The 22,353-nt window shown below is 43.6% G+C and carries 15 protein-coding genes and 2 tRNA genes; 5 read left to right on the top strand and 12 right to left on the bottom strand.

Annotated features, from left to right (window positions below):
• Positions 1-78: 78 nt before the first annotated feature.
• Positions 79-1,314, top strand: coding sequence for a multifunctional CCA addition/repair protein (locus AC1IR0_RS03255; protein WP_479741173.1), 1,236 nt, complete (start codon positions 79-81; stop codon positions 1,312-1,314).
• Positions 1,315-1,396: 82 nt separating this feature from the next.
• On the opposite strand, the gene epmA is transcribed toward AC1IR0_RS03255, so the two are convergent.
• From epmA to greB, 5 genes are all read right to left on the bottom strand, one after another.
• Positions 1,397-2,371, bottom strand: coding sequence for an EF-P lysine aminoacylase EpmA (gene epmA / locus AC1IR0_RS03260; protein WP_005265844.1), 975 nt, complete (start codon positions 2,369-2,371; stop codon positions 1,397-1,399).
• Complete coding sequence (locus AC1IR0_RS03265) at positions 2,368-3,435, bottom strand: 4-phosphoerythronate dehydrogenase (RefSeq protein WP_409665907.1); 1,068 nt, start codon at positions 3,433-3,435, stop codon at positions 2,368-2,370. The genes epmA and AC1IR0_RS03265 overlap by 4 nt, the downstream gene beginning before the upstream one ends.
• A 180-nt stretch (positions 3,436-3,615) precedes the next feature.
• A tRNA-Ser gene (locus tag AC1IR0_RS03270) sits at positions 3,616-3,705 on the bottom strand.
• A gap of 269 nt (positions 3,706-3,974) precedes the next feature.
• Positions 3,975-4,064: transfer RNA gene (locus AC1IR0_RS03275), tRNA-Ser, on the bottom strand.
• An 88-nt stretch (positions 4,065-4,152) separates the two neighbouring features.
• Entirely contained in the window at positions 4,153-4,647 is a 495-nt protein-coding gene (greB, locus tag AC1IR0_RS03280; RefSeq protein ID WP_004280533.1) for a transcription elongation factor GreB, read from the bottom strand.
• A gap of 362 nt (positions 4,648-5,009) precedes the next feature.
• On the opposite strand from greB, the gene AC1IR0_RS03285 reads away from it, so the two are divergent.
• Positions 5,010-6,125, top strand: coding sequence for an MltF family protein (locus AC1IR0_RS03285; RefSeq protein WP_005106353.1), 1,116 nt, complete (start codon positions 5,010-5,012; stop codon positions 6,123-6,125).
• Positions 6,126-6,218: 93 nt separating this feature from the next.
• Here the strand turns inward: AC1IR0_RS03285 and AC1IR0_RS03290 are convergent, their stop codons facing one another.
• Both AC1IR0_RS03290 and ttcA read right to left on the bottom strand, forming a co-directional pair.
• Entirely contained in the window at positions 6,219-6,605 is a 387-nt protein-coding gene (locus AC1IR0_RS03290) for an SCP2 sterol-binding domain-containing protein (protein WP_004280536.1), read from the bottom strand.
• A 203-nt stretch (positions 6,606-6,808) separates the two neighbouring features.
• On the bottom strand, positions 6,809-7,735 hold the full coding sequence (gene ttcA / locus AC1IR0_RS03295) for a tRNA 2-thiocytidine(32) synthetase TtcA (protein WP_005097691.1): 927 nt from the start codon (positions 7,733-7,735) through the stop codon (positions 6,809-6,811).
• Positions 7,736-8,234: 499 nt separating this feature from the next.
• Between ttcA and AC1IR0_RS03300 the strand changes: the two genes are divergently transcribed.
• Together AC1IR0_RS03300 and htpX are read left to right on the top strand one after the other, a co-directional pair.
• A complete protein-coding gene (locus tag AC1IR0_RS03300; protein WP_479741174.1) occupies positions 8,235-9,107 on the top strand; it encodes a lytic transglycosylase domain-containing protein in 873 nt (290 codons plus the stop codon).
• Between the two features lie 175 nt (positions 9,108-9,282).
• Positions 9,283-10,188: a protease HtpX gene (htpX, locus tag AC1IR0_RS03305; RefSeq protein WP_005097694.1), complete on the top strand. Its 906-nt coding sequence runs from the start codon at positions 9,283-9,285 to the stop codon at positions 10,186-10,188.
• An 82-nt stretch (positions 10,189-10,270) separates the two neighbouring features.
• Here htpX and AC1IR0_RS03310 read toward each other — a convergent pair whose 3' ends face one another.
• From AC1IR0_RS03310 to AC1IR0_RS03330, 5 genes are all read right to left on the bottom strand, one after another.
• Positions 10,271-10,852 (bottom strand): DUF4112 domain-containing protein, encoded by a 582-nt coding sequence (locus AC1IR0_RS03310; protein WP_005169896.1) that lies wholly within the window; start codon positions 10,850-10,852, stop codon positions 10,271-10,273.
• 74 nt (positions 10,853-10,926) lie between these two features.
• Positions 10,927-12,267: a magnesium transporter gene (gene mgtE, locus AC1IR0_RS03315; protein ID WP_479741175.1), complete on the bottom strand. Its 1,341-nt coding sequence runs from the start codon at positions 12,265-12,267 to the stop codon at positions 10,927-10,929.
• 161 nt (positions 12,268-12,428) lie between these two features.
• Positions 12,429-15,557, bottom strand: a complete 3,129-nt coding sequence (locus AC1IR0_RS03320; RefSeq protein WP_479741176.1) for an efflux RND transporter permease subunit — start codon at positions 15,555-15,557, stop codon at positions 12,429-12,431.
• Positions 15,558-15,729: 172 nt separating this feature from the next.
• Positions 15,730-18,825, bottom strand: a complete 3,096-nt coding sequence (locus AC1IR0_RS03325) for a multidrug efflux RND transporter permease subunit (protein ID WP_409665916.1) — start codon at positions 18,823-18,825, stop codon at positions 15,730-15,732.
• A 256-nt stretch (positions 18,826-19,081) separates the two neighbouring features.
• Positions 19,082-20,683 carry an isocitrate lyase gene (locus AC1IR0_RS03330; protein WP_004280550.1) on the bottom strand — a complete coding sequence of 534 codons (1,602 nt, stop codon included), beginning with the start codon at positions 20,681-20,683 and terminating at the stop codon, positions 19,082-19,084.
• Positions 20,684-21,345: 662 nt separating this feature from the next.
• Between AC1IR0_RS03330 and AC1IR0_RS03335 the strand changes: the two genes are divergently transcribed.
• Positions 21,346-22,335, top strand: a complete 990-nt coding sequence (locus tag AC1IR0_RS03335; RefSeq protein ID WP_005103940.1) for a LysR family transcriptional regulator — start codon at positions 21,346-21,348, stop codon at positions 22,333-22,335.
• Positions 22,336-22,353: the final 18 nt, after the last annotated feature.

The following is a 22,353-nucleotide window of genomic DNA, read 5'->3' on the forward strand; positions in this document are numbered from 1 at the left end:
CGACGCATCAGCCTCGTTTCTTAACTTGAGAAAACCTCTATTCTGTAGCATGATGCTTGTAAGAATAGAGGTTTTTTCATGCAAGTTTATTTAGTAGGGGGCGCAGTTCGAGATCATTTGCTCGGACACCCCTATCACGAAAAAGATTATGTGGTCGTTGGTGCAACTCCCGCGCAAATGCTTGACTTAGGCTATCAGCCCGTAGGCAAAGATTTTCCTGTTTTTCTACATCCCCAAACAAAAGAAGAATATGCACTGGCGCGTACCGAACGTAAATCTGGCGCCGGTTATCATGGTTTTGAGTTTCATACCGATGTCAGCGTTACGCTAGAGCAGGATCTGATTCGTCGCGATTTGACCATTAATGCCATGGCCATGGATGATGCCGGCCAGGTTTATGATCCCTATGGTGGTCAACAGGACTTGGAAAACCGGATTCTACGTCATGTTTCCGATGCCTTTATCGAAGATCCATTGCGCGTACTGCGAATAGCCCGTTTTGCTGCCCGTTATACCAGTGCAGGCTTTGTGATTGCCGATGAAACCTTGGCATTAATGCAACGCTTGACTGAAACCGGTGAATTAAATGCATTGACACCAGAACGCGTCTGGAAAGAGACTTCCCGTGCATTATCCGAACGTCATGCTGATGTGTATTTTGAAGTATTACGTCAATGTGGTGCTTTAAAGGTGCTATTCCCTGAGATTGATGCCTTATATGGCATTCCACAACGCCCAGAATATCATCCGGAAATTGACTGCGGCATTCACACGATGATGTCCTTGCAGCAGGCGTGTCGTCAAAATTATAGTCTGGATGTACGTTTTGCCGTTTTAGTGCATGACTTAGGAAAAGCTTTAACGCCGGTTAAAGAATTACCGCGACATATCATGCATGAAGAGCGTGGCATCAAGCCAGTGAATGAACTGTGTGACCGTTTAAAAGTGCCGACGTATACCAAGCAGCTGGCTTTGGCGGTGTGCAAAGAGCATCTGAAATGCCATCAGGCCTTCAATCTTAAGCCGGGAACCTTATGGCGATTATTGCAACGTCTGGATGTGTTACGTCGCCCTGAACGTGTCGAAGCTTTCGTCCAGGCGTGTGAATGTGATTCACGTGGCCGTCTAGGTCTGGAAGATCGTGCTTATCCACAAGCACAATATGTCCTCGATGCCATGCAAACCGTACGCGCCATCAAGGCACAAGACCTGCCTGCCGATATCCAGGGTCCGGATATTGGTGAAATGCTGATTGAACGACGGATTCAGGCACTCGGTGAACTCAAAGCACAACAAACCGTAGCGATTGAATAATAAAAAAGCACCCTCGGGTGCTTTTTTTATAGCTTAATTTCTCTTTATCAAAAAAGGAATTAAAACTATCTAATTCGCTGGATCAGGAAATATCTGCCGGAAAAGTAATCACCTTTTCCAGTTTCATTTGATTAGTTGCAATCATCAATAAACGGTCAATTCCCAAGGCAATCCCTGAACATTCCGGCATCTTCGGTAAAGCCGCCAGTAAATATTCATCGATGGGCATGACATGCAAGCTAAGTTTGGCTCGTTCAGCATTATCCGCCTCAAAGCGCGAACGTAATACGTCAGCATCAATCAGTTCATCATAAGCATTGGCCAATTCTAAACCTTCGATATACAGCTCAAAACGTGCGGCGACCAGTTCACCCTCTTCATCGATTCGGGTTTTGGCCAAAGAAGCCATTTCAGGGGGGAAATCGGTCAGGAATACTGCGGTATCAAACCCCAGACTCGGTTCAACCATATGTGAAAATAACAAGTCGATATAGCCAAGACGGTCATTTCCCAGATCCAGATTAAGACCAACGCGGCGGCAGCAATCTTTCAATTCCTGTAAAGTTGCCTGAAGCGGATTGAGATCCAGACGATCCATGAACGCGTGCTTATAACTCAAAATGGTCGGACGTATTTCGCCAAAACGTGCTTTCAAGGTCACATTCAACAGATCAGATACTTCAAACATCAAATCTTTTAAACTAAATCCCGGACGATACCATTCCAGCATGGTGAATTCGCTATTGTGCTTACGCCCATGTTCATCATCACGGAAGACTTTACAGATTTGATAAATGGGTCCAGAGCCACTGGCCAATAAGCGCTTCATGGCAAATTCAGGTGAGGTGTGCAAATAATGTGTATGCACTTTACCCAGCACATAGCGCTGTGCCTGTACCGAAGCTAAATGCACATCGGTCACACCGGCTTGAGACAAAATCGGTGTTTCCACCTCTAATACATCCCGCTCAGCGAAAAACTGACGGATTTGACGATATAAATTCGCACGCGCATGCATGGCTTGAAGGTCACAAGTGGGTTGATACGTCATTGTCATGCCTTCGGCCCACCGTGTGCTGCCCACTCACGACGTAGTGGGTAGGTTTTACGTAAATGATCAAATGCCTGCTGATCCACCACCCTTTCTTTGAGACAGGCACGTAGATTGGCATCATCACGAGCAATATCATAAATTTGCGTCAAATGCCCTTGCAATGCCATTTTTAAATCCTGCCCCTGAAAAAACTGCTCACAGACACGCAGCTGGGATTCAAACTGTTTATTGGCTGCAAAACCAAAAGTTTGACAAAAAGCTTCATAGATCATCTGGGTACCGCGCGCTTTGCCTTCCAAGCTATAGCCGGCAATATGCGGAGTCACCAAAGTCACCAGATCCAGAAGTTCTGCTGAAATCAGCGGTTCGTGTTCAAAAACATCCAAAATTACGGGGCGTTGTGTCGCTTTAATATCTTGAATTAAGGCAGTTTCTTCAATCACTGGCCCACGCGCTGAGTTAATCAGGATCGCGTCAGGCTGCATTTTTGCCAACGCAGTAGCATTAAATAAATGATAGGTTGGATATATGCCTGTTTTGGTTAAAGGGACATGAATTGAAACGGCGTCCGCCTGCTGCAGCAGTTCATGAAATTCGACTTGATCAACCTGCTCTCTTTGCACAAAAGGATCGCAACCGATCACGCGCCAGCCCAAGAGCTTCGCCATATAAGCCAGTCGGGTTCCGACATTACCCAAACCGACAATACCCAGGGTAAATGTCGTATTGGCATCGAGTAATTCAGGACGTACCTGCAATAATGCGGTAATGACATATTCAGCCACTGCTTGCGCATTACAGCCGGCTGCATTACTCCACTGAATCCCATGTTGTTCTAATGCAGCAATATCCAAATGATCTGTACCAATGGTGGCACTGCCCACAAATTTAATCGAACTATTCTGTAGCAGTACTTCATTGACCTGAGTCACTGAACGTACCAGCAAGCTATCGGCATCTTTGACATCATCTGCGCTTAAGGTTCGCCCTGCACAATGTTGAATGTCACCAAATTCGGAAAAGAAATAATCGGTAAATGCCAGATTTTCATCTGCGACAATTTTCATAATGAGATCCATATGATGCTTGGGCGTATGATAGCGCGTTGACGCCTCTGACTCTATATTTGGCCGATACGTCCATTTTTCAAGATTTTATGAATTAAGTTCAGGACTGAAGAATTTAATATTCAAGATCTGCAGCCTAAAAAGAAAAACCCCAATCTTTCGACTGGGGTTTTTAAAATTTGGCGGAAGCGGTGAGATTCGAACTCACGGAGGACTCACACCCTCGTCGGTTTTCAAGACCGGTGCATTAAACCGCTCTGCCACGCTTCCTTGGCCGCCATCATATAAATAAATTAGATTTTTGGCAATAAAATTTAGCGAAACTTCTATAAAAAGCGGTTTATTCAGCTAAAAATCACCCGAAATCAAAGCTAACCTGGGTATTTTCAATCAAAGTTTTTAATATTGAAATGATCTTAAGTTGTATTTAACTCAGCAGAGAATGATGAGAGGAATTAACTGCCTTATCAAGTGGATCAACAACTGAAAAATATTGAGACATAAAAAAACCCAGTCAAATAGACTGGGTTTTTAAAATTTGGCGGAAGCGGTGAGATTCGAACTCACGGAGGACTCACACCCTCGTCGGTTTTCAAGACCGGTGCATTAAACCGCTCTGCCACGCTTCCATGGCCGACATGATATAAACAAAAATCACGCTTGGCAAATATTTTTATACTTTCACTGCATCAACTGCACAAAATAAAATCAATTCCATTAATCTGCTGAATTTTCTGACTTTTCATAACGAATTGAATTGATGAACCAGAGTTTCTTGCCGGAGGGGGTCAATACCTCGGCCTCATCATCGACCTGCTTGCCCAATAACGCGCGTGCCATCGGTGAACTGATCGATATATGCTGCGGATGATGATCATAAATTTCATCTACACCGACAATACGTAAAGTTTTTTGTTCGCCTTCTTCATTTTCAATTTCTACCCAGGCACCAAAATAAACTTTCCCTTCCTGCTCCGGGGAAAAATCGATGATTTTCAGTTCTTCGAGGCGCTTGCCGAGATACCTGACCCGTCGATCAATTTTACGTAAAATTTGCTTGTTATATTGGTAGTCTGCGTTTTCAGAACGGTCGCCAAGACTGGCGGCCCAGTTCACTTTTTTGGTAATTTCAGGGCGCTCTTCATGCCAGAGATTCTTAAGTTCTGCCACCAATTTATCGTGTCCAGCACGGGTGATTAAGTTGGATTTCATACGTCTTGCTGATCATATTTTCAGTGTTTTAACTTACAAACAGCTTATTTTATTTACCATTTTAACACAATGGCAAAATTCCAAAAAAATTAACTTTATATTTCAATATCTTAAAATTATTTTTAAAAATAATTTGTGTACAAAATTTGACAATCGTTTTTTAGATCATTAATATGCCAGCAACTTCCGGAAATGCTTACTTTTTAATCTATGTAGTTTTTCTACATAATTATCTTTAAATCTCTTGTCATTTTGAATGACGTCATGACTGCCCAACCCTTATTGAATTTATCAAACTGTTAAAATTTCTGGCTTTGTTGGCTGTGATTTTTAGGGCATAAATTACTTGTAGCGGAGACAACATGCACAGTAGTTCATCCACTGGGTCGAGGCTTTGCCTAAGATCTGTAATTTCTTCTCTCCCTTTGAAAGCACTTGTACTGAGCACTGCATTTATTCCCCTACACAGTATCAATGCAAGTAAGACCACACTTCAGTTTGATCATGTGGTCAATAGCAATAAGTTGACCGTGGTTGCGGTTGAAAATCCGACCACCGTATTTCAGGATGGACAACATCTACATGGCTTCGGTTATGATCTGGTTCGTAACTATGCTAACAATCTGAATGTAAAGCTCGATTTTAAAATCGTTCCTGATAACAATACGGCCCTACAATGGGTTGCTCAGGGTAAAGCCAATCTGGCCATGACAACTACCGATATACGCACCATTGAAAACAAGCGTTTGACGTCATTCTCAGCCACTTGTGGCGATGAATCGATTCTGTCAAGTAATGGCTTGAATACCAATTTAAATCTAGTGTTTAAATCTGCTACAGATCCTTTGAGCCAGACGGCCAGTGCTTTTGTCTGCAAAGGCAAACAAAGTGGTGCCATCAAGCAGCTTGCTTCATTTTATAATCAGAATGTGGTGAAAGAGGAATCTTGGACCACCATTCAACGTGATTTGAACAACCGTCTGCCGATCTATGAAGCGAGCTTTAAACAGACAGCTCAGCAGTATAATCTGGATTGGCATTTACTGGCGGCCATTGGTTATCAGGAATCTTATCTGAAACCGAATTCAGTTTCTCCGACGGGTGTGCGTGGTTTGATGATGCTGACCAACAGTACAGCCAAAGCCATGGGTGTGAGTAACCGTACCGATCCGGCTCAAAGCATTCAGGGTGGCGCCAAGTATTATGATCAAATGCTTAGTCGCTATGAGCATATTCCTTTTCCAGATCGAAACTGGTTTGCACTGGTAGCTTATAATATGGGCCCAGGTGCAGTGAATCAGTTGCAAAAGCGCATTCAGTCGCAAGGCAAGAACCCGAATAACTGGGTGAACTTATATGCCTATCTGGATCAGAATAAAGCCAATAATGGTCGCTACCGTCAAGCGGTACAATATGTGACCCGCATTCGTGCTTATTTGGAACATATCAAGACCACACCACAATTGGTGAATATCTAAGCTAAAACCTTAGCATTAATCAAAATGACATAAAAAAAGCTTACCTCAGGGTAAGCTTTTTTCGTCTTTATTCAGGCTAATGTCTTAGTAGAATTAAGCCGTGGTATTTTCAAGTACTTTCTTGAACAAATCTTTTTGTTCCTGACTCGGTTTGGCAGTTTGAAGTGCCATCAATTGAGACATATCACCCTGTACTTTGATTTTACCGGTCATAAATGCCTGCATGGCTGCGGCCATATCAAACTCCAGAAAAACTTTACGTAACGTTTCGCCGTCCATATTCAAAGTCGTTTTGGCATTTGAAGACAAACCTTTTTTAATTGCTCCACCATCTAAAGATAGTTCAGTATTACCTGTAGTGTCCGCTACAACCAAATTAATCGCCAGGTTCGCCAAAGCTGGTGGCAAGTTTAAATCACCAGCTTGCGCAGTAAGTGTTTCTACAGTTGAAAACCAATCATCAGTTAAAAAAGCAGGCATGATCTTTCCTCAAATTATTTGTTCATTTGTGTCGACTATCCAGACGACATCATGTTGAAGCTATTATGCTCGTGCTTTGTTATATCATGATCATTAGCGCAAAGGCTAACGAATTTTGTACGCGTCGTTCAATTTTTGTAGTTCTATTTTTATTTGTTTTTCATACAGACATCAACCCGAAGGCTGATATCTGTGTGCTGAAATTATTCTGCGGCAAAGCCCAGATTGACCATATTAATCCGGCGTTTCTCGCCTTCCAGCGCTTCTTCAGTCGAACAGCTGTCTTTGAAGTCAAATTCGCGCTGGCTGTCCAGCACTTCAAAGTCAAACAATTCACGATCGACCAGCTGTGATGGCGAGACATTTTGCAATGCACCAAAAATACTGTGCAGACGTTTTGGATGTGCCTTATCCCAATCACGTAACATGTCATTGATAATTGCGCGCTGCAGGTTCGCCTGAGAGCCACATAAATTACATGGAATAATTGGAAATTGACGCATTTCTGCATATTTGATGATGTCTTTTTCTTCCACATAAGCCAGTGGACGAATCAGAATGTTCTTTTTGTCAGAAGACAACAGTTTTGGTGGCATGGCCTTCAAGCTGCCGCCATGGAACAGGTTCAGGAAGAAGGTCGCCAGAATATCATCACGGTGATGCCCCAGCGCAACCTTGGTCGCACCAATTTCCTGGGCAAAGCCATACAAAGAGCCACGGCGTAGACGCGAACAGACGGCGCAATAAGTCTTACCTTCCGGGGTCAACTTTTTGGTGATGCTGTAGGTGTCTTTTTCCAGAATGTAATACGGAATGTTATTTTCTTCTAAATAACGTGGTAATACATCTTCCGGGAAGCCTGGCTGTTTCTGATCCAGATTCACCGCCACGACATCAAAGTTGATCGGTGCGATACGCTTGAACTGCAACATGATATCTAACAGGGTGTAACTGTCTTTACCACCTGAAATACACACCATGACCTTATCGCCTTCTTCAATCATTTTGAAGTCACGAATGGCATGTCCGACCTGGCGACGCAGCTTCTTCAACAAACGATAGTAGGCTGAGCTTGTTGGCAGTTCAGGTTTGAAATTAAATCCTTGTTCGGACTCAACTGGCGAGTACATAGACGAGATTCACCCATAAATAAAAATACCGCGCAATTTTAGCCGATTCAGGCCCGCATCGCATCAAAAGAATTTATTTTCATGCAAATGTCATATTAGTTTCATTTTCATGTTTTATTTAGATTGATATATTGAACGTTTCAGTTCAATTAATCAGCAAGATGCCTAGTTTTTGGACTTTTCCACAGTTGTCCACAAAAGCTGTGGATAACTTTGTGGATTGAAACGCACTTGACAAGTTCTTCGTCTCAAAAGATAAGGCTTTTCTTTAAATTGATCACTTTTTAACCAATTTAATTATTAATAAAAATCAACTAGTTAAACCTGTCAACCCTAAGGTTTTAAATTAAATCATATTTTTTTTCTAACTCTAAAATGTAAAAAATGGCTTGCACTTACAAACTCGTTTATAAATGCAGCGTACAAGTCTTTTCATTCCGTAATTTTTTGTTAAACTCATCATTAAATTTTTCTCGATTGTGTTTACCTAATATAAACAATGAAAATAAATTTGCGTGTTTTGGGGTGTCATGGGATCAGTGCTGTGCTATTGGCGAGTTGTTGCCAGTTGGTCTATGCCGGTCAAACCATTTATCAGTTGCGCGATAGCAATGGCAGCACCTTATTAACCAATAAGAAAAGTCGCTATAACCATCTTCAGGTTGAAAAGAAGACCTATTATCCAGACAGTAATATTCATAGTTATAGCAATTGGGGTTCCAGTGAAGCTTCGGTCTTGCCGAGCTATAGTAGAAATAAAAATGCTTATGATTCGATTATTCGCCAGGCAGCGCAAACCTATGGTGTCTCTGAAGGCCTGATCAAAGCCGTGATGCATACCGAGTCCGGTTTTAATGTACAGGCTCGCTCTCCAGTCGGTGCACAAGGCCTGATGCAACTCATGCCGGCGACAGCACGTCGTTTTAATGTCAGCAATGCCTATGACCCGCAGCAGAATATTATGGCCGGGGCCAAATATCTGGCCTGGTTATTGAAACGCTTTAATGGCAATACCACCTTGGCACTGGCAGGTTATAATGCCGGCGAAGGCAATGTGGCCAAATATAAGGGTGTGCCACCTTTTCGTGAAACTCAGGACTATGTCCGCCGTGTCAGCAGCCGTTATCAGAACTTGTACGCACAGGGACTGGGCAGCACCAGTGGTACATATACCGCTTCCTCTGATACTGGTCGTGTCATTGCCAGCTCTGCCAATTATTCAACTGAAACCACGACGGCACCCAATGTTCAGGCGGCAAAATATCAGCGTCAGATCATTGCACGAGCAGATGGTAGCTTCACTGATGCACCGATGGGTTCTTATGCCACTGCCAATGCGACAGCATCTGCAAAAATATATTTAAGTGAGTAATTTTGAAACAGCTTTGTTTTTAAAGACCTATCTTTCAATATGGACAAAAAACATACTGTCTTTTTGTAGCGAATTGCTATTTTTTTCTTGAAATCTTATCGATTTCACCTCATATTGATTTCAATGATTTACATTCAATAATCAGATTATTTTTCTGTAATAAGAGGATTTCTCAATGATGCGGATTGGTTTGTTCTTGCTAACCAACCTCGCGGTACTGGTTGTAGCTGGCATTATCTTGTCACTCTTCGGTGTCGGTAGTTACCATGGCGCAGGTGGCTTGAATCTAGGCAACCTGTTGGTCATCTGTTTCGTGTTCGGTATGGTTGGCTCAATGATTTCCCTGTTCATGTCTAAATGGATGGCGAAAAAGACCACGGGTACTGAACTGATTGACCCGAATGCACCTCGTAACCAAGCTGAAGCCTGGTTGCTCCATGAAGTTGCACAACTTTCTCAGCGTGCAGGCATTAAAATGCCGGAAGTGGGTATTTTCCCATCTTATCAATCCAATGCCTTTGCCACTGGCTGGAATAAAAACGATGCTTTAGTAGCCGTATCGACTGGTCTGCTTGAGCGTATGAACAAAGACGAGCTTCGTGCAGTATTGGCGCATGAGATTGGTCACGTCGCCAATGGTGATATGGTCACTCTGGCACTGATTCAGGGTGTTGTGAACGCCTTCGTCATGTTCTTCGCACGTGTCGCGGGTGATTTTATTGACCGTAACGTTTTTGGTCGTGAAGAAGGTGAAGCACCGGGTATTGCCTATTTTGTAATTACCATCGTACTGGATATCGTATTCGGTATTCTGGCGTCGTCGATTGTGATGTGGTTCTCCCGTCAGCGTGAGTATCGTGCCGATGAAGCAGGTGCGCGCTTGGCAGGTAAACAGGCTATGATTTCAGCATTATTGCGCTTACAGGCAGAGTCTGAAATGCCAGATGCCATGCCGAAAGAAATGAAAGCATTTGCGATTTCTGCGGGTAAAGAAGAAGGCTTTAGCCTTGCTGCCTTGTTCCAGACGCATCCAAGCATCGAACAACGTGTTGCTGCACTACAACAGCTTGATTGTGCTTAAGTAATACTATTCATTGATTGAAAAAAGCCTGCACTTGCAGGCTTTTTTATTGGATTCAATTATTCATTATTTATATAGGCCTTTATGCGCTAATCCACTGATACAACGCCATCGCACCCCACCCAATCGCAAAAACAAATAGAATCAGGAACAAGGCGCCTAAAATATCCGGGATATGAATCCAGATCCAGGCCACTACAGGATTGCGCCAAAATACAGATTGCTGCTGTTTGCGTTCCAGGCTTTCATGCAAAAAAGGGTGTACCACATGTCGATCACTGTGAATCTGATATTCTTCACGAATATGAACATGCACCACATCAAGCGCCTTGCGACTGGGACGAATAAAAATATCAAAAATGGTGCCTGCCACTGGAATAAATCCAACCACCGCATCCATCACCGCCAGTTTCATGACCGGATTCAGCTTGGCACTCGGCACCCCAATCTGTTTGGCCTTATGAATGGCATAACAGGTCAATACAAAACCGGCGATATCTCCAGCGACCGGAATCGTACTCAGCGCGGCATCTGCCCCTACCCCTTGCTTGGTAAATGGAATACGTACCACTGAATCCATCATGTTGGCAAACTTGGCCAGATCACGTTCCAGACGAATGACCTCTTGTTGACTCAGTTTTGTTTTTTGTCCAGGCTCAGGCATATGTGATTCCAAAAATAGGGCTGACTTTCATCAGCATAAATTATTTTGAGACCTAAGTTGTAGCAATCTGTGAATTAAAACAATAATTTGGAAGCAACAAATAGATAAATAATCACACCGGTGGCATCACAAATAGAGGTCACCAAAGGTGCAGAGGCACTGGCCGGATCAAGTTTGAGTTTATTTAAAATAAAAGGCAGACTCATGCCGATCAGGCAGCCCATCAACACAATCCCGAGCATACTGATGGCCAAAACCACAGCTACCATAATATCTCCCCGAATATAACCCAGAATGGATACCGCAATCGCCATAGTGCCGCCTAAGCATAGCGCCACCAGAGATTCACGACTGAGCAGGTTAAACCAGTCCTTAAATTCGACATCGCCTATGGCCAAGGCACGCACCATCAAGGTGGCGGATTGCGAACCGGCATTACCGCCACTACCCACCAAAAGTGGCAAGAAAAATACCAACACGATATGTGCGGCAATGATCTCTTCAAAGTGTGCAATCCCGATTCCAGAGAGCAGACTGCCAAAAACCAGAATGACCAGCCAAAAGACCCGCTTCTGATACAGGGTCAAAATCGGAGCAGTTTTAAGGCTCAACTCAGTCAACGGCGTCACTGCACCCGACTTTAAAATATCTTCAGTGGTTTCGGCTTCGACAATGTCCATAGCATCGTCATAAGTAACAATCCCTAAGAGTTTTTGCTGGGCATCAACCACAGGCAGGGCAATAAAGTCATAATAGGCCAAGGCTCGAGCTACAATTTCCTGATCATCTGTTACCTGAGCGGAAATGACGTCACGCTGCATCACTTCGGCAATGCTCAGCTCAGGTAAGGCCTGTATGATCTGCCTTAAGGAAATCACACCGATCAGCCGTTCTTCTGCATCGACAATATAAATCAGATACAGGGTTTCCTGCCCGGCGGCTACCACACGTAAAGCCTGTATCGCTTCATCCATGGTTAAATCGGGTGAGAGCGTCACAAAACTTGAGCTCATCATGGCACCCGCTGTGCCTTCCGGATAGATGGCCAGATCTTTGAGTGTCTGCTGGGATTCTTCAGATAATGCGCTCACTAATTGCAGCTGTAGCGGCGGCGAAAACTGCTTATAAATATCGACAAAATCATCAGAAGGCATTGCGTCCAGAATGGGAACAAGTTCTGAAATGGACAAGTGCTTTGTTACGTTTAACTGCTGCCCTAGGGGCATAAAAGCATAGACCAAGCTCGGTTCACTCAGTTCCCTTAAAATTCGGGCCTGTTGCCGAGCATCTAAACGACTTAAAATGCGCGCCTGATCGGCGACATTCAGCTGACTGAGTAAGCCTACAGCGATGTCGTGATTTTCAGAATGTAATTGTTGTTGGATATGCTGGATTTTTTCTGAAATTGTCGGCATAAGCAGCTCATTATAAAAGTCTGGCATTCAAGAGAGATTTGTCCTGATCCCTATGTATCCTAATTTTTCATGTGAATAATTTTAATGATCATGCTGCAATATGACGATATTTTTTGTATAAATCAATTCCTCGATATTTAGCCAGAAAAAGCCTGACTCAGTCAGGCTTGTTCACTTTCTAAAGATGGATGATCTATCACCACTGATTGAGAAACTGTTTTTTTAATCATCAGACTACGGATCAATACATACATAAAGGGAATAAACAGCAGTACCAGGACAGTGGCAAATAGCACCCCACCAAAAACACTGCTGCCAATCTCCTGCCGGCTGATTGCACTGACGCCTGTGGCAAACATCAAAGGCAATACACCCGCTGCAAATGCAATGGAAGTCATGACAATAGGACGCAAGCGTAAGCCCGCAGCCATTATCGCGGCCTGAACCGGAGTATGACCTGCCCGCTCTGCTTGTGCGGCAAACTCTACAATCAAAATTGCATTTTTACAGGACAGACCAATGGTCGTCAGCAAGGCAATATGGAAGTAAATATCGTTTGCAAAACCAAACCAGGCACAGAATAGAATACTCCCTCCCACGCCCAGAGGAATCGCGGTCAACACCACAGCAGGAATCGTCCAGCTTTCATAGAGTGCCGTTAAACATAAGAAAATAAAGGCAATCGAAATTAGATACAAGAAAATAGCTTGCCCACTGCTGCGTTTTTCTTCTAGTGCGGCTCCACTCCAGGCCAAATTTACTCCGTCTTGTTCATCGACTAAAGCTTCGACATCTTGCATGGTTTGACTCGAAAATTGATCTTTGGGAATACCTGCATATACAGGCACGGCGTTATAGCCCATATAACGATTGATACTATTCGGTCCACCTTGCCAATTTAGCGTAGTGAATTGATTAAACGATAACATTTCGCCTGTGCTATTGCGGACATGCCAATGTGCCAAATCTTCAGGTTTAGAACGGAACTCCGCTTCGCCTTGCATGATGACCCGTTTGATTTGTCCACGATCAATAAAGTCATTGATATAGGTACCACTCCAAGCCGCAGCCAACGTACTGTTAAAACTTTGCTGAGGTACGGCATATTTGAGTAAACGTTCTATATCCAGTTTAATATTCAGCTCGGCACTTTCTTTGGGTACATCAAGTTGTAAATATTCAATCGATGATTTTGCTTTGGCACGGGTTTCAATCTCAGAGAAGGATTGCTGTAAAAACTCGCTGCCCCGTGAATCTAAATCTTGTAACCAAAAGTCGACCACACGTCCATTACTAGACATAGAAGGCGCCATAAAGAAAATCTGGGCATTGGCATGATTGGCAAAGTGCTTTTGTGCACGATCTACAATAGCAAAGACGGTATCTTCAGGATTTTTACGCGCTGCCCAGTCCTTTAATACGACAAAGAGCTGACCACGATAAGGCCCAACCCCAACATTGTTTCCGCTATACCAAATCCCAATGCTTTGGATGCGCTCAGATTCATGCTGCATTAAATAGTCTTGGACTTCACGCCCGACTTTTTCTATCTCAGAACGTGGTGCATTGCCTGGCATCACAATTTGACCCATGACAAAGCCCATATCTTCCGTTGGCATCAGCCCTTCGGGCAAGGTTTTATAAAGCCAGCCAAAGCCTAAAACACATATACTAAATACAGCCAACATCGTCATTTTAAACTGCATGCTACGTGCAGAAAGCTTTTGGTAATGCATGGTGAGCTTATCCATGCCACGATTAAAACGCTGTGCCCATTTTGGTTGATGTGGTTGACGCTTTAGCAGTTGCGCTGCAAATGTAGGGGTGATGATAAGTGCCACCAATAAAGAAAGTAGCATTGCCACGACCAATGTGATGGAAAACTGACGATAGATGACCCCTGTCATACTGCCAAAAAATGCCATGGGAATAAATACAGCAGTTAAGACCAGAGTAATCCCGATCAATGCACCGCTAATTTCCTTCATTGACTTTAAAGTTGCCGCCTGAGCATCCAAATGTTCTTCATGCATCAAACGTTCAATGTTTTCCACGACCACAATGGCATCATCGACCAACAGGCCAATCGCCAAAATCAGGGCAAACAAGGTAAAACTGTTTAAGCTCATTCCCAGTACATACAGCACCGCAAATGTGGCTAAAACTACAATCGGAATCGTGACTGCAGGAATAATAGTGGCGCGCCAGTTTTGCAGGAAGATAAACATCACCAAGACTACCAGTACCATCGCTTCAACCAGAGTTTTCGCGACTTGTTCAATTGAACTGGTAATAAATGGGGTTTTGTCCATGGTCATACGCAATTGATAATGTGCAGGCAAATTGGCTTGGGCATTTTTCAATACCGTTTGCATCTGCTCTGAAACCGCAATGGCATTACTCCGTGGTGCCAATTGAATCGATAATGCAGCGGATAAATGACCGTTGGTATAATTTAAATGATTATAACTTTCTGCCCCTAATTCAACACGTGCGACATCTTTCAAGTACAGGACCGAACCTGAATCTGTTGTTTTCACAATAATTTTTTCAAATTCATCAATGCTACTTAAACGTGAATCCGCACTGACCTTAGCATTCATGTATTGATCTTGTGCTGTCGGTAATCCACCAATAGAACCAGACACAAGTGGTGCATTTTGTGTCTCGACTGCATTGCGAATATCACTCGGCATCAAATTAAATTGGCGTAGTTTATGTGGATTGAGCCAAATGCGCATCGCATAGCCTGCGCCATAAAGCTCCACTTCACCCATCCCGTCAATACGGGAAAAACGCGGTTCGACATGCACCATTAAATAGTCAGCAAGCTCTGTAGGTGTCGCCTTCCCTGATTCATCATATAAACTCAGTAATGCAAATTGATCATAACCTTGTTTATAAACAGCCACTCCATTTTGCTGGGTTTCTTCAGGCAATCGACTTAGCACACCATTGACCGCATTTTGCACTTGCAACAATGCCTGATCGAGATCCACGCCTTGCTCAAACGACAGGGCCAGATTTGCACGCCCCACGCTACTGTTGGACTGAAAGCTTTCCAAACCTTCAATGCCTTTTATCGCTTGTTCTAAAATTTGCGTGACCGATTGCTCAACGGTTTCCGCAGATGCACCACGATACCCCGCAGAAACACCTAACGCAGGTGCATCCATATTCGGCATATGCTCAATCGGAATTTTTTGCAGTGCAAAAATTCCTAATACCATCATGATAATGGCAATCACGGCTGCAAATTTAGGTCGATAAATAAAAAAGTGTGACAACATGAATAAAAATCCCCATCAGATGCATTCTCACGACACATTCTTGTATGAATAGATGATTTTTATAGCAATTTTCACACCATGCTGAAAACGCAACCAGTCATTGGACGAGTTTTGGCGATAAAAAAATCCCCGTATAAACGGGGATTTTTCAGCTCTAGAGTTTTCCTTTATTTTAAGCACGCGATTTTTTGATGATGAGTCGACGAATTAAAACATACATAAATGGAATAAAAATCAGCACCAGCAATGTTCCAAAAATGACACCACCAAATACACTCACACCAATTTCCTGACGACTCACCGCACCAGCGCCTGTAGCAAAGACCAGCGGTAAAATCCCTGCGCCAAAGGCCAAAGAAGTCATCAAAATTGGACGTAGACGTAAAGACGCACCTTCTAGTGCGGCTTCTACTACCGATTTACCTTGTTGCTGCGCTAATGAAGCAAATTCCACAATCAGAATGGCATTCTTACAGGACAGACCAATGGTAGTCAGCAAGGCAATCTGGAAATAGATATCATTCGGGAAACCAGCCAGATAACTGAAAATAATATTGCCGCCAATCCCGAGTGGAATAGCTGACATCACGGCGGTTGGAATGCTCCAGCTTTCATATAAAGCCGCCAGACAAAGAAAAATAAAACCAATTGAAATCAGATACAGCCAGATCGCCTGATTATTGGACTGTTTTTCCTCGAAAGAAAGACCGCTCCAGACCACATCCACCCCTTCCTGCTCGGCAACCAAAGCTTCCACATCCTGCATGGCCTGACCGGAACTGCTATCTTTAGCCCGATCCGCTTCCATTTGCAATGCGGTATAACCCATAAAGCGGTTGACCACTTCAGGGCCACCACTCCAGCCCACTTGCGAGAAGTTACTGAAAGGCACCATCTGATTTTGGTCATTTCGTACATGCCACTGTGCCAGATCTTCCGGCTTAGAGCGGAATTCAGCATCACCCTGCATAATCACCCGTTTAATCCGACCACGATCAATAAAGTCATTGATATAACTGCCGCCCCAAGCACTGGATAAAGTACTGTTGATTGCCGATTGAGTCAGGCCGTTGGCCATGGCCTGTTTCTGATCAATATTGACACGTAGTTCTGCTTTGTCAGGATTAGAACGCTTGCCCAGATTTTCAAAGCTTGTATAGTTGCCCGCCCGAGCTTCCAGCGCTTTAAATTGCTGTTCCAGATATTGCCGGCCATTGCCATTGATATCTCGAATCCAGAAATCCAGACCATCGGTTTGTCCCAAACCATTGACTGAAGCTGGCATGGACACATTAATTTGTGCATTGCGATTACTCTGGAAATGCTTCAAGGCCCGTTCACGAATCGCTTGTGCGGTATTGTCCTGACCGGAACGCTCATCCCAATGTTTTAATGCCACAAAACCGGTCGCCAGATTCTGACCCGTTCCAGAGAAATTTCGCCCATAACGGATCATCACCAGATTGACATTGGCTTGTTCCTGATCCAGAAAATACTTACGGACTTCTTCACCGATCTGAATGGTATTTTTCATCGGGGCGCCTTCCTGCAATTTAATCTGCAAACTTAAGATCCCCTGATCCTCACTCGGTAAAAAACTGGTCGGCAAGGCACGATAGAACAGCGCAAACACACCGATCAATCCAGCAAACAATAGTAGACAAATCGCCTGACGCTGAATCGTGAGTTTAGACAAATTCAGATAACGATATTTTAAATGATCCAGTTTCTGGTTAAACCAGGACGCCCATTTTGCCAGCTTAGGATTCGGTTTTAGAATAAGCGCACACAATGCTGGCGTTAGAATCAATGCCACCATTAAGGATAAGGACATTGCCGCGACCAAGGTGATGGAGAACTGCCGGTAAATTACGCCAGTCGATCCGCCAAAAAAAGCCATGGGAATAAAGACTGCGGTTAAGACCAGTGTAATCCCGATCAGTGCTCCACTAATTTCCTGCATGGATTCCAGGGCCGCATCCTTGGCGGACAGTTGCTTTTCATGCATCAGCCGTTCGACGTTTTCTACCACAACAATGGCATCATCCACCAACAGGCCGATCGCCAGAACCAGCGCAAATAAGGTTAAGGTGTTGATACTCATACCCAGTGCATACAGCACCGCCATGGTACCCAAAATCACCACTGGAACAGTCACGGTAGGAATCAAGGTGGCACGCCAGTTCTGCAAGAAAATGAACATCACAATGATGACCAAAATCACGGCTTCGATCAGGGTTTTGACCACTTCTTTAATTGATTCTTGTACAAAAGGCGTATTATCACGTGGATAGGCAATTTTATAGCCGTCAGGCAATTGTTGGGAAATGCGGGCAATTTCAGCCTTAATCAGATCAGAGGTGGCAATGGCATTGGCCCCTGACGCCAGTGAAATACCCAGACCAGCCGATGGATAACCATTATTGGTACTATAAGACTGATAATTTTCAGCACCCAGTTCCACCCGGGCAATATCTTTTAAATAAATAAAGCTGCCGGCACGATCCGATTTGACAATAATATTCTGGAATTCTTCCACGGTTTTCAGTCGCGATCCCGAAGTGACTTTGGCATTCAGGTATTGCTCGTCTATGGCGGGAAGATCACCAATCGCACCAGCAGCGACCTGAGTATTTTGGGCTTCAATCGCAGCACGCACATCGCTTGGCATCAGGTTATATTGTTTTAATTTTGCCGGATTCAGCCAGATCCGCATCGCATATTGTGAACCAAAGACATCGACTTCACCAATGCCTTCAATCCGGGAAATGTCCTGTTCCAGATGGGTCATCAGATAGTCGGAAAGTTCAATATTGTTGCTGCGCCCCGACTCATCATAGAGGCTGATCACCATATGGGTATCGCCGAGTGATTTAAAGACATTAACGCCTTGGCGTTGTACATCTTCCGGTAATCGGTTGATCACGCCATTAATCGCATTTTGTACCTGCACCTGTGCGGTATCTGGGTCGGTGCCATTTTCAAAACTGATGCTGACCCGGCTGCGCCCTGAAGAATCGCTACTCGAACTGAAATACAGCAGATGATCAATACCTTTGATCTGCTGTTCCAGCACCTGGGTCACGCTTTCTTCCACAGTTTCCGCAGAAGCGCCACTATAGGTTGCTGCCACCGTTATCCTTGGCGGGGCAATGTCCGGATAACGTTCCACTGGCAGGTTCATCACTGCGAACAAGCCGATTGCCATGACAACAATCGCCAGCACCCCAGCAAAGATCGGGCGGTGGATAAAAAATTTAGACAGCATAAGTCCGGGTCACTTTTAATTAAATAGGGGTAAATTGATGCAGAACATAAGCATGCTATATCCAAATATTCAGTGACATAGCACTAGAATGCAAGAATTAAACACATAAAAACTGCGATAAAAACCAATCATGGAGAAATTATGGATAATTCCTCTTGAGCATATTCTTGAGATTGCTCTTCCCTATTTATTAATAGCATTTTTCCAAACAAAAAACCCTGCAGATGCAGGGTTTTTAGTGAATCAATTGAGCGGATTAAGCGCTGAACTGGTTCATTGTGTTTTTAGAATCATCACCAGCTTTCAATGCATTGTCACCAGCGAAGATTTCTTTGTGGTCATCACCGATGTCAGAACCAGCCATTGCTTGGTGTTTAACACATGCGATACCGCCGCGGATTTCTTTACGTTGTACGCCAGCAACATAAGCCAACATACCTTCAGTACCGAAGTAACCTTGAGCAAGCTCATGAGTAGAAAGCGCAGCTGTGTGGTAAGTCGGAAGTGTGATCAAGTGATGGAACACACCCGCTTCACGAGCAGCATCAGCTTGGAATGTACGAACTTTTTCGTCAGCTTCAGCAGCCAGTTCAGTTGCATCGTACTCAGCGCTCATTAACTTAGCACGGTCGTAAGCAGAAACGTCTTTACCTTCAGCAACCCAACGGTCATACGCTTGTTGACGGAAGTTTAAAGTCCAGTTGAACGAAGGCGAGTTGTTATAAACAAGTTTCGCATTTGGAACTGTTTCACGTACACGGTTAACCATGTGAGCAATTTCAGCAACGTTTGGAGTCGCAGTTTCGATCCAAAGAAGGTCAGCACCGTTTTGTAGGCTAGTTACACAGTCAAGTACAACGCGGTCAATTTGAGTGCCTTCACGGAACTGGTATAGACCAGAAGCAAGACGTTTAGGACGGTGAAGTTTACCATCACGCTTGATCAGGATTTCGTCTTCTTGCGCTTCTGAAATGTCGATTTCAGTTGTGTCTAAGTAGCTGATGTATTGAGAAGCGATGTCGCCTGGCTCTTTAACCACTGGGATTTTTTGAGTCAAGTCAGCACCTTCAGAGTCAGTACGTGCAACGATGATACCGTCGTCAAGACCCATTTCCAGGAATGCATAGCGAAGAGCGTGGATTTTCGCGATGAAGTCTTCGTGTGGAACTGTTACTTTACCAGCTTGGTGACCACATTGTTTCGCGTCAGAAACCTGGTTTTCGATTTGTAGTGCACAAGCACCCGCTTCGATCATTTTCTTAGCTAAAAGGTAAGTCGCTTCTTCGTTACCGAAACCAGCGTCGATGTCCGCAATAATTGGCACAACGTGAGTTTGGAAGTTGTCGATTTGTGAAGTGATTTCAGCTGCTTTAGCAGTGTCGCCCGCTTCTTGTGCTTTTTTAAGTGCACGGAACAAGTCGTTTAATTCTTTCGCGTCAGCTTGACGTAAGAAAGTGTAGATTTCCTCGATCAATGCAGGAACAGAAGTTTTTTCGTGCATAGATTGGTCAGGAAGTGGACCGAATTCTGAACGAAGTGCTGCAACCATCCAACCAGAAAGGTAGATGTAGCGACGTTCAGTTGTACCGAAGTATTTTTTGTTCGCAATCATTTTTTGTTGCGCGATAAAACCGTGCCAGCAGCCTAGTGATTGAGTGTATTTGCTAGAGTCTGCATCATAAGCAGCCATATCACGACGCATAATTGCCGCTGTATATTTCGCAATGTCTAAACCAGTTTTGAAACGGTTTTGAAGTTGCATACGCGCAGCATCTTCAGGACTGATGTCTGCCCAAGTGTTACCGAATTTCGCTTTTAATTCGCGGATTGCATCAATCGCTGTTTGGTATGTAGTCATGATATATTCCTGTAATAATATTAGGATTTTTCTGCAACGAACCGCTCAAATCACACCCTCAATGACTTGTTCAGATTTTCGACGATCCGTTGGGATAGCTAAAGATTAGTGGGCTTATGAAAATTAATCCAATAGTCTGCAAGAATCTTCAGTATTTATTTAAAAAATGAGTAGATCAAAGTCTTAGTACAATCTTGATAGATTATATTAAGATTATGTTTTATATATATTTATTTAAAAATAAAAATGGATAAAATTTCCACATGTTGCTTAAAAATAATTCATTAGACTTAAGTCTGGATATGGGGTTTATGCCCTTTTATCTTTAAAAAATACTGATCTTTGATGATTTATTCAACTTGATGAATTCTCGATTTAGTGTACTTTTCACTCAAATACTGAACGTAAGAACAGCCTTTCTCATGTTCTTTTAAAGCGAAAAGATGGTTTTCATTTCCCTCTATAAAAAGGCTAAATGATATTCTATTTAACGTGCATCTTTTCTCTTATGTACACTTTGAATAATGGAGCTTAAGCCTGTGTTAATTTTGTAAACTTTATCAGTGAGCACATGGCTTTTTTTTCATCGACGCTTTACACAAGGCCCGGCAATTATGGCATAATCTTCATAATTTCTTGTATTTATTCTCGGTATTTCTTTTATGAATCTGGAGCGGGTCGATCTCAATCTATTAATTTATCTTGATGTACTTCTTCGCGAAAAAAATGTCACACGTGCAGCAGAACAACTGGGCGTTACCCAGCCTGCCATGAGTAACATCTTACGCCGATTACGCAATTTATTTAATGATCCCCTCCTGATTCGTTCTTCTGAAGGCATGACACCCACTGAACGTGCCTTAGAATTGCAGCCCCGCATTCGAGATGCGCTCGCTGATCTGTCGATGATCCTGGAACCACGTACCGAGTTCCGTCCATATACCTCAAATCGTGTCTTCCGGATCATGACCTCGGATTATGCAGAAGCCACGCTGGTTCCACGTCTGGTTAAAGCCCTACGTTCAGAAGCACCGAACGTGGTATTAGACTTCCTGACGCCAAGTGACGTGTCATATCGTGACATGGAACAAGGCAAGGTCGATCTGGCAATCAACCGTTTTAATGAAATCCCGCAAAGTTTTCATCAGGTTTTGGTCTGGCGTGACAGCTTTTCTTGCCTTTTAAATAACAAGCATCCTGCCGCAAGCAACTTAAACCTTAAAAGTTACCTGGATGCACAGCATATCTGGGTTTCTAAAACCGGTATGGGGGTTGGTTTCGGTGTCAATCCCGAAAAACAGGCCGGTTTAGGCTGGATCGATCAGGCTTTAGAGCGTATCGGTCAGAAACGTAAAATTTCGGTTTTTACCCGTCATTACCAGATGCCGGGGTTATTGGCTTCCAATGTTGACTTAGTCGCGACACTGCCTTCACGTATCGCACGTCTGCAAGCCAAGAATCACAATTTAATTCTAAAAGATCCGCCATTTTATATTCCGGAATTTGAATTGAAAATGGCATGGTGCCCTTTATTGCATCATCATCCGGCACATCGCTGGTTACGTCAGCTGATTTTGTATGTTGCACGCCAGATGATTGAAGAAGAAAATCGTGAATTCCTGAGCAATAATTCTCAATTTTCACATTATTAAACTCAAAATCTTCTAAAT

The sequence above is a fragment of the Acinetobacter sp. 129952 genome (assembly GCF_056642055.1).